The sequence below is a fragment of the Pseudoalteromonas sp. NS-SX12 genome, from assembly GCF_057367955.1.
Genome location: NZ_CM170635.1, coordinates 859,861 through 874,771, shown reverse-complemented (window position 1 = coordinate 874,771; position 14,911 = coordinate 859,861). Strand labels below are relative to the sequence as shown.

The following is a 14,911-nucleotide window of genomic DNA, read 5'->3' as shown; positions in this document are numbered from 1 at the left end:
TGACTTAATTAAATTTTGTTTATCAATCTTGTGCAACAAAAAGGCGGGTGAGTTTATTTACAACAGGTGCAACTAAGGTAACTGTTGGAAACGCAACAACAAATGCAAAACCCCAGGCTTTTAACCAAAGCGAGATTAAATTATCAACAAAGCCAACGTTGAATAAGGTGATAACAAACGACATTAAAAATGACATTAACAGTGCCATAAAAAATGAAAAGACAAAACGTTGGTATTTGCTCGGGATCATTGCAGGGGACAACTATATTTGTAAAACACGCGCCAAGTTTACCATAGTAGCGCGTGTTTCAGGCAAGTCATGCGATTAAACAACACGAAACATTAATATTATTTAACCTAAGCTCAGCTTATTTAATTAAATTTAATATCGCTTTAAAGTGCTCGTCGCGGCAATCTTTCACTAATTCAAACAGGCTCATTTCAAGCCCCGTAATATGTGCACCTAATTGCTGTAGTTTAGTGATGGCAAGCTGTTTATTTTCTGCTTTACGAGATGCAATACAGTCGCCCACCAAGTGTACCTGGTAATTGTTGAGCAGCAAACTTGAGCAGGTTTGATAAACACAAATATGCGCTTCAATACCACAGACCAGCCAATGAGCTTTACTTTCGTGCTCAATTGTTTGCATAAACACGGGCTCGCGAAAGGCATCAAAGGTGTATTTTGTGATGGGCGTAATGTCGGCCAGTAAGTTTGCTATTTTAGGGTGTGTTTCACCTAACTTTTCAGGGTTTTGTTCAAGCCAAATGATCGGAAGATTAAGAATTTTAGCGCCTGAGATAAGCGCGCAACAATGTTCAATATAGGCATCACCGCCTGCCATTAGGCTTGCTAGTTTTCCTTGAATATCAACAACAATTAAGCCTGCATTATTACGTGTAATCATGTTATTTGCCTCGATTGTTCGCCTTGAGTTTAACCTTTAGTGCGAGAATAAACGGTTAATAATGGAAAATGACTTTCACCAAATTGAATGGTGAGCGATAACGTTTCATCGTCTTTAAACATTTGCTCAAATGCTAATGGGCGAATACGCGCGCCATTGCTAACTTGTGCCATTAAATGTTTATGATTGAGCGTACGCGAGCCATTAGCAAGGTTTTGAATGGTCACTACGGCGAAACGCTCACCATTTTCGTTGCTCATTAACACAAAGTTTTTTACATGGAAGTCGCTTAATTCAGGTTCGATGTTGCGCTCGTTTGGAAATGCCAGTTCAAAACTATGTGGTACGACGCGATCAACACTAATCACATTTTGATTAGCAAATAAGGTAAGTGGCGAAAATGCGATAAGGCAAAATAATAATCTAATCATAAAAACTCCATTTAATAGGTGTAAACAGGCATTAAGGTGCATCCTGTTTGGTTACGAAAGTAACACACTCTTTGATAGCAGCAGTATTAATATTTAGTTGTTGAAGCGTTTGCTCTATTTGCGAGCGGACTGAGTGCACGTGCTCGCTATTGGTAAAATTGGATAAGGCATTTGTGTCTTCAAAAACGCATGTAATCTGCAAACTTTGCGGAAATTTTTGAAAGTTAACTGTGTGCGTAACCCAGCAAAACCCTGCTAAGTCTTTAAGGGTTTCTTCGCAAAGTGTAGTAAGCGCAATGCGGATTTGGTTATCTAATTTTTTATCGGATTTACGCATGTAATTTAAAAACCTTGGGCAGCGATTATTCGCTGCCCACTATAACTAACCTAAAGGCTAGATAACACATTATTTTCTAGTAACTACTGCTGTATTAAATGTGTTCACAATAGGTTGTTATTAACCCTCTAATTAGTTTTTACCTTTTAAATCAAACACCACATTGATTGTCGCCTTAAAGATGAGATCATCTTGTAAATAGGTACCGGGCGAAACCGATCCCATGTCAGCACTCATCATGCGTGCATTACCCATTTTTTCCATTGTTCCGTAATGCTTAATTTGGTCGTAATTTTGCGCGTTAATACTGTAAACCTTGCCAAGTGCTGCGCCAAATGAATTGGCGAGGGCTGCACCATTGGTTTTCGCATTTTCAATGGCAAGTTCCACCGCTTTTTGCTGGAGCTGTTCTTCTTTTGACGAAGCCATTTCAACACGTTGAATTTGGTTTACTTCAACGCTTAACGCTAAATCCATCACATCGCTAAGCATGGTTAAATCGTTCACGGTTACTTGAATTGAGCGACTTGCAGCGTAGCCAACATGCAGTTGTTTGCGCTCTTGCTGCGAATACTCGTATCGCGGTGATACAGCAATGCGTGATGCAACAATGTCTTTTTCGCTAATATTGTATTTTTTAAGACCTTTTAACAGGGTATTAAAGCGTTTATCGACTTCAGCTTTGGCCTCTGTGCTTTTTTTATCTATATGCTCTACCGAAAAATGTAAAATGGCGATGTCTGGCTTAACTGAAGTTTCGCCGTAGCCGGTAATTGCAATATGGCGGTGATTTGGTAAATGGCTGTTCGCAGATACTAAACTTGAAAGCGCTAACAGTGATAAATAAAACAATGGCTTCATGGTGCGTCCTTTTTAAATAAGTCTCTGTTTTGAGTTATGAATTATAGATAAGTTCACCATAAAGCATTGTGAGGAATTGTTAAACCGCAACAAAATTACCATGAAAGCCAAGCGGTAACGCTTGCCCTAACCAAGCGCGGCAAATGGGTCCATCACTAATATGACCTATTTTAAAAATATTAACGCAGGTGCGTTTTGACGGCACATGCAATGCTGTACCGACTAAATAGCCATTACCTTCTTGTTGTGACTTATCAACAATCACATGCTCTTCAACCAAAAAGTCTTCGCCATACACAAAGGTATCTTGCTTGCCATTATTCACATTTACCACGCGCACACTGTCGCTCCACATGTCACTTGTTACCGATGATAAAGTCACTAGTAAATTATTTTGTAACCCTGTTAAGTGGTCGTACACGCGCGGGAATTCGCTGATACCTGCAATGGTTTGTTTATGAGCACTGCCGTTTTTATAAAGTGTGAACAATACAGTATTGGCAGGCGTTGCATCCGACGTTTTACCACGCATTAAATCACTCATATGATGTAAGTTTTCACAATTTGGATAAAGGCTGGCATCAAAGCGAATCGTACCATCGGTGTCTTCCCACGCATTACCAAAATGAAAGGCAAAGCCTGCATCCACTTGGTATTCACGCGTTAGTGTTAAGGTATTTTTGTCTATGACTAATACCTTCATCGGCAGGCTGTTGTTGAAACGAATTGCGCTGAACAAACGCTCATCGGTTTTATCTCTATCAAGTGACGGTAAGATGATCAGTATATTATTCTGCGTGATTAAAAAGTCATGTAACATGCCGCCACGGTAATTGGTTTTAAGTAAGTTTACTTTTTGCGTTATTCCGCGGTTATTAAGATGGTAAAGTACAATGTCGCCCGTAACGGTACTGCCAAAATTCCAAATCGTGCCGTCCGCCTCAATTTTTGGGTGTGCTGAAAAGGCGAGCCCTTTTAAACTATTGCCATAACGTGTGTTTTCGCCAAGGTTTACAAGACCTTTCGCCTCCAAACTACTTGCATCTATTGCGGTTGCAGAGCCAGCTTCCCAAAGTGCCCACAACTCGCCATTTACCGGAATAATATTGGTATTGGCAGCATTAATAATGTCGGTTTTATTGACAGGTAAACTGCCGGGTAACTTGCTATTTGGTCCAGAGAATAAAAACTTATCTGCGGCTTGCTCTTGAGTGTACTTGTTGGTTTTTACAAACTTTGCGCGGTGCTGAATGCCAGTATCAGTAAAGTTAAAATGTTGGATCATGCCATCACCTTCAAACAGATGAGTGTAGCGTTGTCCATTGCGCTGATGCACCGCAGGCCCATTACGATAAAAATTGCCGCGAAGCGCTTTTGGTAATTTCCCTTCAATGATTAAGTTTTGCCAAGGAATATCACCAGACATGCTTTTTAAACCAATTAAGTTAGGGTTATTAAGAGCGACCTTGTCAAAACTGGTTGCAAACTGCGCCATGATATCTTCATTTGCGTTTGCCAAATTTGCGAGCGCAGGGAAGGGGCTACAAGCAGCTGCTGCAACAGATAAACCGAGCATATTTTTTAAGGCTTCACGTCTTTGCATTACTTTGCTCCTTAGTAGTTAACTGTTGAAGAATTAATAACGGTAACATCCGATACCACGAAGGTCATTTGCTGGTAGCTTGGCGGACCAAAATTTACCGGTGCATTATTTGAGAAACCGTAACCTTCGATTGGCATACCAAACATGTTGTTGTCGAAGTCTCGGTTATTGTTTTCATCATGGAAGTAGCGAATGGCATAGTCACCGGGTTCAACATCATTGAAAGTCACTGTTAGCTGCCCTTTTTTTGCATTCACGATTGCAACATTGTGTGTTTCACCTTTTTTAAAGTTGTTTTCGCCTTTGAATAATTGGATGTATAACTTCCCCTTATCGTGTTGAATACCTTCAATATTAAATTGCACGGTTTGTGCAGATACAGGTAATATAAAAAGGCTTAACGAAAGCGTAGATAGTGTTAAAAAGTTCATTGAATCTCCTTAATTAAATTGTTTTTTAATGAGCGTTATTTTGCTCGTTGGAATCACAATATGACGATTTTTTTCAGTGCTCAATCGACCTTTCGTAAAGTGAGTTCATTACTTCGTGAAATAATAAAAAAAGCAGGATGTACAATTGGCGAATCGTGAAATTAACCTTAATAATCAATCGATAAGTGAATTTTTAGAGGCAAGGGATTTAGCGACTGATGCCGTTGTTGTTGCTATTTTTGTGTTGTTTTTAACGTTTCTTCGTCCGTTTGGTATGCACCAAATTGACATGTTTTATGCAGGGTTTTTCTGGAGTGTGATGTGCTTTACTGGCTACGTAATTTACTCGCCAACAATGTTCTTTTTGTCAAAACTACTCGATAGAAATTTACCCGAGCGGATAAACAACAAAGCCGTTCGACTTGTACTTTCAACATTAGTAGCAAGTGTTTTAATGGGGCTGTTAGCGCCCTTTATTATTAATCTCTTTTTTAATTATTTTGATAACAGCTATTTGCAATCATTACCTATGTCGATTTTATATTGCACGGTTATTGGTGGCATTATTGCAGGTGTAAGTTCAATTAAATCGTTAATGTTGCAACAACAGCAGCTGCTTAAACAAAGTGCAGAAGAACTGGCCCTTGAATCGGAAAAAGTAGATACCATTCAAAGCCAACCAATCGAATCATTGATTAATGAGCTACCGATTGCCAAACGCGGCAGGTTAATTTGTTTGCAAATGGACGACCACTACTTAAATGTAATAACAGATAAAGGCGAGCATCTGTTATTGATGCGCTTTAAAGATGCACTCGCGAAACTTGAACATTATGACGGCTTTCAAACACATCGTTCTTGGTGGGTAGCTAAAGAGGCTGTGGTAGATACCAAAAAAGACGGGCGTAAGCTTATTCTTATTTTGCAAAATGGTACCGAAGTGCCGGTGTCTCAAACCTATTTAGCCAATACCAAAGCGGTGTTAGATCTTAAATAACTCCATTAATTTTGAAATTTTATAAGTGCAATTGCACCTGGCTTTTCTGTTTTGTTTGTAAGTATTAACTCACCGTTTTGGTTTCGTATTAATTCGCGACTTAATACTAAGCCAATACCCGATCCTTCAGGTTTGGTTGAATAAAACGGCACAAATAGGTTGTCGTTTGAATCAACGCCAATACCGTTATCTTCAATGGCAATTTGCCAGTTATCGGTTTGATTAATCCGAATAGTCACGCCAGACGAGTTTGCAGTTAAATTTGCCTCATTGGCGTTTTTTACAAGGTTGAGTAGTGCTTGTTCGAGCTGCTCAATATCACAGGTTATAGTGCCATTTTGTTCAATGATGATATCGACTTCGGGGAATAGCGCCTCACAGCGTTTGGCGATTTCATCTGTGCTAACGCTATCAAGTTTTGCACTTGGGATTTGAGACAGTTTGGAGTAGCTCGCAACAAACTCCAACAAGTGTTCAGCGCGTTTTTCTATCACGTTTAGCATGGTGGTTTGCAAGTCTGACTGCGTTAGCTTTGGCAATTCTTGCAGTGATTGCGCCATAGAATAAATTGGCGTAAGTGAGTTGCGCACTTCGTGATTAAGTACCCTTACTAGCTTTTGCCAGGCTTCTTTTTCGTTGTGTCTTAAAGACTGCTCAATCGATACAAATACCAATAAACGATAATGACGATTACCGCGCTTGAGTTCATGTGCAACTACCTTGTGGCGTTGATTATTTTGCTCAAGTTGCCATTTGTCGGCATCGACACTTAGCCCTAAACTTGTTAAATCATTACCCAGTAAATTAGTTTTTTGATAGTAGTTAGATGCCGCTTGGTTATGGTGATAAACCTGCGATTGGCTATCAATCACGATTATGGGGAGTTCAAGTTCGTTAATAAAGTCAAAAATAAAGCTTTCGTTTTGCGCATATTCATGGCGTTTATTTTGAATGCGCTTGGCAATGGTATGTAAATCACGCTTAAGCCCAGCTACGCGTCCTGCTGAATACTTCGCAAGGTGCCAAACCGTAAACTCTTCATTAGCTAAGCCATCAAGCTGCACAGCAACGCTGTCGAGGGTATTAAAAAATCGACGGTAAAGTGCAGTAAATACCACAATACTTGGGGCGAGTAGGGCAATAATCAGTGTTGTGCCTTCAAGAAAATCGAGCTTAAAGTGCACAATTAAAAAAATTAACAGCCCTAATAAAATCAAACAAGGTAGCGTAAAAAGTGCAATGACCGTGCGTTCTAACGAGTGCTTTTGCATTAGTTGCTCTCTTTAACGCTAATATTGAATTTTTCGATGCGGCGATAAATGGCAGATTTACTTAACCCTAAAAATTCGCCTGCAGCAATAACGTTGCCATCAAAGTGCTTGAGCGCATTATTGATCATCAGCTTTTCAGCTTGCTCTAGGTTCATCAATGGCACACTTTCATGTTGTGTGCTGAGCTCGAGTTGCAAATGTGTTGCATCAATACTGTCGCCATCGGTCATGATCACTGCACGCTCTAATACGTGTGATAACTCGCGCACATTGCCCGGCCAACTGTGAGCTTTGAGTTTTTCTAACGCGGTATTTGTAAGTTGTAAAGGCTCAAACCCATAGCGCTTACAGTGTTTTTCGATAAAGTGATTGGCAAGTAAGGCAATTTCGTCTTGGCGTTCGCGAAGCGGCGGAATTGTGAGTACTAAAGTATTAAGCCTAAACAATAAATCGCGTCTAAACTCGCCATTGCTAATGGCTTTTTCAAGGTCGGCATTGGTTGCCGAAATAATGCGTGCATTGCTGGTTTGCGTTTTTGAGCTGCCGAGAATTTCAAATTCACCGGTCTCTAAAACGCGCAGCATTTTGGCTTGCAATGGCATTGGCAAAGTGCCAATTTCATCTAAAAATAAGGTGCTATCGTTTGCAAGAGAAAAGCGTCCTTCGCGGTTTTCTTTCGCATCGGTAAATGCGCCTTTTTTATGACCAAATAATTCGCTTTCAAATAAATTATCCGGAATAGCAGCCATATTCACACTCACCATATCGTGTTTTGCCCGTGGGCTGTTATCGTGAATGTACTGTGCAAGTAGGCTTTTACCTGAGCCATTTTCGCCGGTGATCAGCACATTTGCATCAGTTTTTGCGATGCGGCTTGCGGCTTTAACGAGCGCTTTCGATTGTTCGCCTAACGCTAAAAAGCCGCAGCTAGGTTGGCAATCGCTGATATTTTCTGGCGCTAGTTGGTTTTCAATAGATTCGAGTAATTTGGCGTTCTTCCATGGCTTTTCAACAAAATCGGATGCGCCAAGTTGCATGGCTTTAACTGCTAGGTCTACTTTTGCCCATGCGGTGATGACTATCACGGGAATTGTCAGGTCTTGGCGTTTCAGCTCTTTTAAAAAGCCAAGGCCTTCTTCGCCAGAGGTGGTATCTTTGGTGAAGTTCATATCAAGCAAAATTAAATCGATTTGCTGATTTTTTAAAAGGGCTAAGCCGACACTTGGGTGGTCGGCTTCTGTGCACGTGTAACCATGGCTTTCAAGTACAATGCGCGCCGATAAACGCACATCGATGTGATCATCAATAATCAGTATTTTTTTCATAATTTTATTTTTATAGCTTTAGAGCCTTAACCAATTAAGGGCTTTCTTAACTGGCTAAGGACAGAGGTATTAACCCCAAATTTAGGTTAATTATCTCTTAGTGCTGCCATTGGTTTTGCATTTATTAGTTTGCTCATTGGGAATAATGTGGCAAACAGTGCAAATAACACAATGCTAGCTGCGGTTATAGTGAGCCATAGCCAATTGAGAAGCAACCAATTTGCTAACTCAACTTTAAACATTGTGTAACCACCAACCATCACCACTAATGCGGCAATAAAAGCAAACGCTAAAGGCAGTAAGGTGTCTGACAACAATTGCTGATACAAACGCTTGCGTTTTGCACCGAGTGCCATGCGCATACCGTATTCGTAGCGGCGCAGACCTAGGTTATAGCTAAGTACACCGTAAATACCAATACCCGCCAGAACTAGGGTAAAGAGTGCCAACACAATGCTTAAGCTTAATGTAATACGCTCCATATGAATCATTTTGGCGTATTCATCTTCCAGAAAATCGAACTTCCAAAGGCCAATGCGGCTATCAACTGTACGCGCTGCCTGTAACAGCTGCTCTCGGTTTAAGGTTTTTCCTTGTTCCATTTGAATGATTAAGCCAAATGCATATGGCTGTGCAGCCCACCAAAAGTGTCGCCCTTGGTGTTTGTCGAAAAATTTTGGGTGGTTAAAGTTTTCAGTAATACCAACCACTTCAACAGGGTTTTCAGGGTCAAAACTTAAGAACTTTTCGCCAACTAAACTGCCACCAGGTTTGAGCATATCGTTAACTGCTTTGGTGACCAAAAATTCGTGTTTTTCACCGCGAATAGCGGCTTCGCTAAAGGTGCGCCCTTCTATAATTTTTAGGCCAGTAATATCAAAGTAATCAGGGCCTACCCAGGCTTGTGGAATAAAGATTGTTTCTTTACCTGACATATCTTTTACTGTGCTTGAGCGTAGTCCGTCGTTTACTGGGCTGTCGCCGTGGCCTACCTTAACAACACCGTCGATGTTTGCCACTGCAGCGCGAATTTTTTGTAGGTCATTATATTTTTGTTCGAGAGTTCGCTCTCTATCGTTGATAAAGAGCATAGTGCTATAGCGATTATCTACTTCACTGCCAAGCGGCCGTAATAGCGTTTCTAACGTTTTGTTTAATGCCATGGTGGCACCAATTACAAGGGCCGTTGCTAAAAACAGTTGCAGCGCAATTAACAACTTTACGGTGCTTCCTTTAATTTGGCTTACCCCGCCTTTGCCTGAGCTTTGAATTTGCGTTCTAAGCTGGCCAAAGTTGATTAATCGACTGGTAATAAAAGCAAATAACCAAGCAAATACCACACAGCAAATTACGGCAGAAGAAACTACGGTAAGGTCGAGATTAATGGCGCTAACCAGCGGTAAATGACCTTCACTTAAAAACTTAAAGAGTTTGATGCCCCACGCCGCAAAAAATAAACCAGAAAGTGCCGATACCACCATCAACAGGCTTGATTCCACTAAAATACTGGTGAAAATAACGCTGCGTTTTGCCCCTAAAACAGCTTGTAGCGCGAGTTGTTTGTGTTTTACAACGGCGCGAGAAATAAATAAGTTACTGACATTTAATAGCGCAATTAGCACTAGGCTTACTACGCCCACTAACATAAAAATTGCTAACGTATCGTTGCCGTTAAGCTCTTTTTCGCGAAACGGTGTAACGATAGGCACAATATCGTCTACTTCATCAAATACCGCTTTCCAATCACTTTTAATTTCTAAGATGCGTGCGTGCAAGTAAGCTTTGGTAGATTCTGGGGTTTCACCCGCTTTGAGCGTACCGATAAGTTTTAGGCTACCAAATAAGTTCCACCACGGGCTTGGGCGTTCGTCATTATAAAAGCGTGAATCACCGCTAAAGTGAAACCATAAATCACTTTTACTGCGGTTAAACATAAATGGGTTTGCGTAGTCTTTAGCTACAACCCCAACAATTTTATATTGGCCATGAACGAGTTCGATTGTTTGTCCGATTGCATTTTTGCTGCCATCAAAATAAGTTTGCCAAATTGAATAGCTGATCAGTACTTCGGTACTTTTATCATCAAGGCGTTTTTGTGGTGATAAATGTTGACCAGCAGCAAGTTGCATATTGGTAATGTCGTAATAGTCGTTGCTGGCAAAGGTCATATTTAACTTAGGCTGACCCGGCAAGTTCATTATTACGTCTTCGCCAATGTTAATTGCGGCGACTTTGTCAAAATTGTCGTGGTTGTTATACCAGTGAATAATCGACTGGAAGCTTTGAAACCCAGGGCTGTTTTTATCGGAATAGACGTTATCTTGTTCAACCACCACAAGGCGCGCTTCATCATCGACATTAAGTGGTTTAATAAAGTAGCTACTAAATAAGCTCATTACTACAAAAAAGCAGGCAAGCGTGAGCGACAGAGTGAGCACAATGGCGCTGGTAAATCCGGGCGCTTGCAGCAGCGAACTGCTGGCATGTTTAATTTGTTTGGTTAGGCGTTGGACACTCATGCATGCGCCTCCAACTGAGTTTCGGTCGTTACTGCAGGCGCTTTATCATTTACTGAATTTAGCACCTTACCATCGAGTAGTTTTACTTGTTTTTTAGCGTAGCCGGCATAGCGCGGATCGTGGGTTACCATGCAAATGGTGGTGCCTTGTTCGTTTAGTTCGGCAAGTAATGCCATTACTGCATCACCATTTTTTGAATCGAGGTTACCCGTTGGCTCATCCACTAATAAAATGCTTGGGCTACCAGCTAATGCGCGCGCTATCGCAACGCGCTGTTGTTGACCACCGGATAACTGATTTGGTTTATGTTTAGCGCGATGATCAATCTCTACTTGTTTAAGAGCAGTATTCACGCGCGTATCAATATCAGCTTTGCTTAAAGCAGGTTCACGATATAAAAGTGGTAATGCAACATTGTCGTAAACGCTTAGTTCATCTATCAAATTAAAGGATTGAAAAATAAACCCTATGTGCAAGTTACGTAGCTCAGCGAGCGTGTCCATATCTAAACTGCTGGTATCAACCCCTTCAATTTTATAACTACCGTTAGTAACATCATCAAGCAACCCCATCACGCTTAAAAGGGTTGATTTACCACAGCCTGACGGGCCGCTAATCGCAATGTAATCGCCTTTGTGAATTTGTAAGTTGATGTCACTTAATGCGTGAGTTTCTACGTCGTCGCTAAAGTAAATTTTTGACACATTGGTCAGTTCAATTACCGGTGTATTGTCCATGATTGCTTCCTTAATTATTTGTAATCGTTATTGTTTGCAAGTGTTTAAAATCAGAGCTGTCTGAAATTACAAGGCTGTCACCGGCGTTTACACCTGAGTTGATAACTATGTTATCGCCGGCTAGTTTACCAAACTCAACTTGGGTTTTAACTAGTTGATCTTGGTTTGGATCTAAAACAAAAATATGGTTTTGCGTTTCGCCACTTACAAAGCTTGGACGACGTACATAAAGAGCGTGGTTAAGCTCGTCGGTGACAATATCACCTTCAATGGTGAGCTGTGGGCGGGCGTTACTGGGTAAGGTGCCGGTAAGCTCAAGCTCCACAGAAATGCGGCCATCGCTAACGATTGGATTAATACGATTCACCACTGCTGAAACCGTACCTGCAAAGGTATTTACAACCGCTTTTTGACCGACCTCAATACGGCTGGCTTCGCGTTCTGGTACATGTAAATCAGCAAGCAGTTGATGCTCACTGCCCACCACTGCCAGTGGCGCACCCATTTGCACGGATTGGCCTTGCTCTACATTGACCGCTTGTAGCATGCCATTGATACCCGCGGTGACATTCAGTTTGTCGACATCTTGTTGTGCTGCATTAAAGCTGAGCTCAAATTCGCGCATTAATTCGCGCTCAACTTGTAAGCGTTGGTTGTGTAAATCACTCGCTTGGCTAAGCTGCTGTTTGGCAAGAGAAACACGTTTACTGAGCTGTGAAACCGCTAATTGAGAGCGTTTATAATCAAGGGTAGAAACAATGCCTTGCTCAATCAGTTTTTGCTCAGCCTCTGCGCGTAAGTTGGCGTTAGCAAGCTCACTTTCAAGTAAAGTCAGGTTTGCTTCAAGGTTTAGTTTTTCACTTTTTTGACTCAGTTTTAACGCTTCAAAATTAGCTTTTTGACGAGCGAGCGTTAAACGAGCACGATTAAGTTGTTGCTCAAGCGTGGGATTTGAAAGGCGCAAAATCACCGTATCTTTTTCTACACGGCTACCCGGTAGATGAAATACTTGCTCTACTTGTGCTTGGTAACGGGCAGTAATAAAGCGGCTGTATTTAGAGCGCAGTTGGCCAAACCCCGATACCGTTAATTTAAGTGGCCCACTATTTACGTCTGCAAGTAGTAATTCATTACGATTTATGCTGGCATCCCCATCACTAAAGGTTGATGCAAACCCAACTACTAAACTGAGCGATAAAATAATCGCAAGCGACATCGGCCAACGTTTCTTTTTATTATTACTTGCAAGGCTTTGTTTAATATCCATCTGACTAACTTCATAACTTTTGATAGTTTAGCTACAGCGAAAGCTGTGCCATATAATAAATTAAGTAAAATCAGTTGTTTACTGTTTATGGTTGAAGTTGGTTTTTCCCTTGAGCGGGAATGGGAATTAAAAGTGGGAAAATTAAAAGGGATAGCGAGTGATACGTACAAGTATTCAGAATGTGAAGTGTATTAGCGCAATTTTACTTGCTATTTTAGAGAAGGTATTCAGGTGCAAGGGGAGCTTGTAGGCAAAGGTAAGTGTTACAAAATAACCTGTTTGGAGCGTAAAAAGGTGTGCTAAAAGCGGTTGTAACTGTTTAACAAAAAATAGACTATAGGCTGTGACTAGTTTGATAACAATCGACATGCTGAGCAAAATTGATGATAAAACGTAAAAAATTCACGAATCCATATTTAGGTTTAACAAAAGAAGATTTCGCTTTCCAGCCTGGTACATACCTTGAAAAAGCAATACGCAGAATAGAAAAAGCGGACGATGAAGGTAAGTCAGTCGCCTTCGCAAGGTTAGATGGTGACTTCTTCTATGACGGAGTTTATTACTCGGCTGATGCGATTGTTCCCCATAAACACTGGTTTCATAATGGCAAAGAGCATAATAAAAAGTTGTGGATCGCAGTTATTTATAATGTGCCTTATGGCGAAAAGCTGGATGCTGACTTCGATATTAATTTGGTAGAAGATGAGCAATGGGGCGCATTAAAATCCGTATTTGTAAGCGAGTTGGACGAAGAACAAAAAAACATGAAAAACAAGTTCGCATACAGGAACTGGAGATAGCTAAACAGCAAGATAAAGAAGAGCAAGAGATGAAAAACGAAGTACTACAAAGTGTATTGTCTAAAGTAATTGTACATTGAGTTAAAAATGCTTCTGCTCTAATTTATTAAACTGGAAAAATTAAGTTGATTCTAGATGAACGCTTAAAGGCTAACTACTAAGTTAGCCTTTTTATTATCCAAAATCACTCCAAAACAATCGGTGAATAACCAATACCATCAGGGCCGTTGCCTGTGGGTAGTTCAAATAAGGTTTTACCACTTGGAATATCTATCACGAGTAGTTTGTTTTTGCTGTAAGCCGATAAGAACAGAGTGCGATCGTTAGGGTGAAAGGCAACGCCTTTTGGCCCAATATTATTGAATGTGATTTGGTGTAGCTGTGTTTTATTTACAGCATCAAAAATCGTTAAGGTATTGTTTTTGTAGTCAGGGATAACGGCGTATTTTTCATCTTTTGTAAGTAAAATACGGTAAGGGAATTTAAAGCCCTGCCATTGCTTAATTACATTGTCGGTTGTTAGATTAAAAACAGTAACTAAGCCATCTTTATTGCTGCCGACCCAAAGCTCAGTGCCCGATTTATTAATGGTGATACCTTCGGGCGTCTCTGGTGTGGCAATCGTTCTTAGTAATTTACCCGTGTTTATATCCATTTCAGAAACAGTATCGTCATGCATATTGGGCGTATAAACTCGGTTGGTAGAATTAGCGAGTGCCACCATATGCGAGCCTTTTTGATGTGTGTTTATTGCTTTTTCAATGTTGCCCGAATCGATATCGACAATTACCACCGAGTTTGAACCTTCTGCCGAGACTGCAACTTTGTTTGTGCCTTTTAAATATAAAATGCCGTGGGGGTAGGGGTGTTTGGTAAGGCTAATGATGTTAGTCGCTTTTGCGGTTTTAATATCAAATACCGTTAAGCTGTTACCGCCATTGTAGTTAGTGACAACCGCTGTAGTTGCATTGTCATTTACGGCAATTTCATGAGGGCCTTTGCCTGTGCGTCGAGTGTATTTGATTTTTCGACTTTGTAAGTCGATAAAACTCACCGTATCTGCTTTTTTATTTACCACCACTAACGTACCTGAAAGCGTGTCATCGTTTGCTGATAATGATAAGCAAATTAGCGATAGTAATCCTGATATAACAACCGCGCGGTGTATTTTCTTCATAGTTCTCTCAATTATTAGCATGGGATGAAGCAAAAATGCGAACTCGGGCCCAAGGTATATATAATCTTTGTGTCCCCTTAATGGACGCCAATCTTCTTCCATTTGTCAATTTGTCTTTAAAACATCAGGTATTCTTTTTTTGGAACTCCATAAATTGAGAATTATATAGGTTTAGACAACATGGGTCAGTTTTGAGCTAACATTCGCACTTAAACTTGAGTGGATTCATAACTTTAAAATGACAATA

15 protein-coding genes are annotated in these 14,911 nt (G+C 40.7%); 2 read left to right on the top strand and 13 right to left on the bottom strand.

Annotated elements, in window-relative coordinates:
- Window positions 1–22 precede the first annotated feature (22 nt).
- From AC2IOM_RS18060 to AC2IOM_RS18030, 7 genes are all read right to left on the bottom strand, one after another.
- Complete coding sequence (locus AC2IOM_RS18060) at window positions 23–250, bottom strand: DUF2798 domain-containing protein (RefSeq protein ID WP_010558608.1); 228 nt, start codon at window positions 248–250, stop codon at window positions 23–25.
- A gap of 118 nt (window positions 251–368) precedes the next feature.
- Entirely contained in the window at window positions 369–908 is a 540-nt protein-coding gene (locus AC2IOM_RS18055) for an isochorismatase family protein (RefSeq protein ID WP_486359618.1), read from the bottom strand.
- A gap of 29 nt (window positions 909–937) precedes the next feature.
- A complete protein-coding gene (locus AC2IOM_RS18050; protein ID WP_010558610.1) occupies window positions 938–1,339 on the bottom strand; it encodes a hypothetical protein in 402 nt (133 codons plus the stop codon).
- Between the two features lie 31 nt (window positions 1,340–1,370).
- Complete coding sequence (locus tag AC2IOM_RS18045) at window positions 1,371–1,676, bottom strand: Fis family transcriptional regulator (protein WP_486359617.1); 306 nt, start codon at window positions 1,674–1,676, stop codon at window positions 1,371–1,373.
- A 132-nt stretch (window positions 1,677–1,808) separates the two neighbouring features.
- A complete protein-coding gene (locus AC2IOM_RS18040) occupies window positions 1,809–2,537 on the bottom strand; it encodes an SIMPL domain-containing protein (RefSeq protein WP_486359616.1) in 729 nt (242 codons plus the stop codon).
- Between the two features lie 79 nt (window positions 2,538–2,616).
- Window positions 2,617–4,140: a carotenoid oxygenase family protein gene (locus tag AC2IOM_RS18035; RefSeq protein WP_486359615.1), complete on the bottom strand. Its 1,524-nt coding sequence runs from the start codon at window positions 4,138–4,140 to the stop codon at window positions 2,617–2,619.
- A gap of 11 nt (window positions 4,141–4,151) precedes the next feature.
- Window positions 4,152–4,571 carry a DUF2141 domain-containing protein gene (locus AC2IOM_RS18030; RefSeq protein WP_486359614.1) on the bottom strand — a complete coding sequence of 140 codons (420 nt, stop codon included), beginning with the start codon at window positions 4,569–4,571 and terminating at the stop codon, window positions 4,152–4,154.
- Between the two features lie 145 nt (window positions 4,572–4,716).
- On the opposite strand from AC2IOM_RS18030, the gene AC2IOM_RS18025 reads away from it, so the two are divergent.
- The gene (locus AC2IOM_RS18025) at window positions 4,717–5,568 is read left to right on the top strand and encodes a LytTR family DNA-binding domain-containing protein (RefSeq protein WP_486359613.1); all 852 of its coding nucleotides are present in this window, start codon (window positions 4,717–4,719) and stop codon (window positions 5,566–5,568) included.
- A gap of 5 nt (window positions 5,569–5,573) precedes the next feature.
- Here AC2IOM_RS18025 and AC2IOM_RS18020 read toward each other — a convergent pair whose 3' ends face one another.
- The 5 genes from AC2IOM_RS18020 to AC2IOM_RS18000 all read right to left on the bottom strand — a co-directional run bounded on the left by AC2IOM_RS18020 (window position 5,574) and on the right by AC2IOM_RS18000 (window position 12,687).
- The gene (locus tag AC2IOM_RS18020) at window positions 5,574–6,839 is read right to left on the bottom strand and encodes a sensor histidine kinase (RefSeq protein WP_486359612.1); all 1,266 of its coding nucleotides are present in this window, start codon (window positions 6,837–6,839) and stop codon (window positions 5,574–5,576) included.
- Window positions 6,839–8,164: a sigma-54-dependent transcriptional regulator gene (locus AC2IOM_RS18015; RefSeq protein WP_486359611.1), complete on the bottom strand. Its 1,326-nt coding sequence runs from the start codon at window positions 8,162–8,164 to the stop codon at window positions 6,839–6,841. The genes AC2IOM_RS18020 and AC2IOM_RS18015 overlap by 1 nt, the downstream gene beginning before the upstream one ends.
- Before the next feature lie 86 nt (window positions 8,165–8,250).
- Window positions 8,251–10,683 carry an ABC transporter permease gene (locus AC2IOM_RS18010; RefSeq protein WP_486359610.1) on the bottom strand — a complete coding sequence of 811 codons (2,433 nt, stop codon included), beginning with the start codon at window positions 10,681–10,683 and terminating at the stop codon, window positions 8,251–8,253.
- Window positions 10,680–11,420 carry an ABC transporter ATP-binding protein gene (locus AC2IOM_RS18005; protein WP_486359609.1) on the bottom strand — a complete coding sequence of 247 codons (741 nt, stop codon included), beginning with the start codon at window positions 11,418–11,420 and terminating at the stop codon, window positions 10,680–10,682. Before AC2IOM_RS18005 ends, AC2IOM_RS18010 begins: the two co-directional genes overlap by 4 nt.
- A gap of 10 nt (window positions 11,421–11,430) precedes the next feature.
- Complete coding sequence (locus tag AC2IOM_RS18000; protein ID WP_486359608.1) at window positions 11,431–12,687, bottom strand: efflux RND transporter periplasmic adaptor subunit; 1,257 nt, start codon at window positions 12,685–12,687, stop codon at window positions 11,431–11,433.
- 383 nt (window positions 12,688–13,070) lie between these two features.
- Here AC2IOM_RS18000 and AC2IOM_RS17995 point away from each other — a divergent pair, with 383 nt between their 5' ends.
- Window positions 13,071–13,487, top strand: coding sequence for a hypothetical protein (locus tag AC2IOM_RS17995; protein ID WP_486359607.1), 417 nt, complete (start codon window positions 13,071–13,073; stop codon window positions 13,485–13,487).
- 184 nt (window positions 13,488–13,671) lie between these two features.
- On the opposite strand, the gene AC2IOM_RS17990 is transcribed toward AC2IOM_RS17995, so the two are convergent.
- Window positions 13,672–14,664 carry a YncE family protein gene (locus AC2IOM_RS17990; protein ID WP_486359606.1) on the bottom strand — a complete coding sequence of 331 codons (993 nt, stop codon included), beginning with the start codon at window positions 14,662–14,664 and terminating at the stop codon, window positions 13,672–13,674.
- Window positions 14,665–14,911 lie beyond the last annotated feature (247 nt).

Excerpts from the sequence above, each read along its gene's own strand:
- AC2IOM_RS18060 (WP_010558608.1), bottom strand. The coding sequence starts at position 250 with ATGATCCCGAGCAAATACCAACGTTTTGTCTTTTCATTTTTTATGGCA.
- AC2IOM_RS18055 (WP_486359618.1), bottom strand. The coding sequence starts at position 908 with ATGATTACACGTAATAATGCAGGCTTAATTGTTGTTGATATTCAAGGA.
- AC2IOM_RS18050 (WP_010558610.1), bottom strand. The coding sequence starts at position 1,339 with ATGATTAGATTATTATTTTGCCTTATCGCATTTTCGCCACTTACCTTA.
- AC2IOM_RS18045 (WP_486359617.1), bottom strand. The coding sequence starts at position 1,676 with ATGCGTAAATCCGATAAAAAATTAGATAACCAAATCCGCATTGCGCTT.
- AC2IOM_RS18040 (WP_486359616.1), bottom strand. The coding sequence starts at position 2,537 with ATGAAGCCATTGTTTTATTTATCACTGTTAGCGCTTTCAAGTTTAGTA.
- AC2IOM_RS18035 (WP_486359615.1), bottom strand. The coding sequence starts at position 4,140 with ATGCAAAGACGTGAAGCCTTAAAAAATATGCTCGGTTTATCTGTTGCA.
- AC2IOM_RS18030 (WP_486359614.1), bottom strand. The coding sequence starts at position 4,571 with ATGAACTTTTTAACACTATCTACGCTTTCGTTAAGCCTTTTTATATTA.
- AC2IOM_RS18020 (WP_486359612.1), bottom strand. The coding sequence starts at position 6,839 with ATGCAAAAGCACTCGTTAGAACGCACGGTCATTGCACTTTTTACGCTA.
- AC2IOM_RS18015 (WP_486359611.1), bottom strand. The coding sequence starts at position 8,164 with ATGAAAAAAATACTGATTATTGATGATCACATCGATGTGCGTTTATCG.
- AC2IOM_RS18010 (WP_486359610.1), bottom strand. The coding sequence starts at position 10,683 with ATGAGTGTCCAACGCCTAACCAAACAAATTAAACATGCCAGCAGTTCG.
- AC2IOM_RS18005 (WP_486359609.1), bottom strand. The coding sequence starts at position 11,420 with ATGGACAATACACCGGTAATTGAACTGACCAATGTGTCAAAAATTTAC.
- AC2IOM_RS18000 (WP_486359608.1), bottom strand. The coding sequence starts at position 12,687 with ATGGATATTAAACAAAGCCTTGCAAGTAATAATAAAAAGAAACGTTGG.
- AC2IOM_RS17995 (WP_486359607.1), top strand. The coding sequence starts at position 13,071 with ATGATAAAACGTAAAAAATTCACGAATCCATATTTAGGTTTAACAAAA.
- AC2IOM_RS17990 (WP_486359606.1), bottom strand. The coding sequence starts at position 14,664 with ATGAAGAAAATACACCGCGCGGTTGTTATATCAGGATTACTATCGCTA.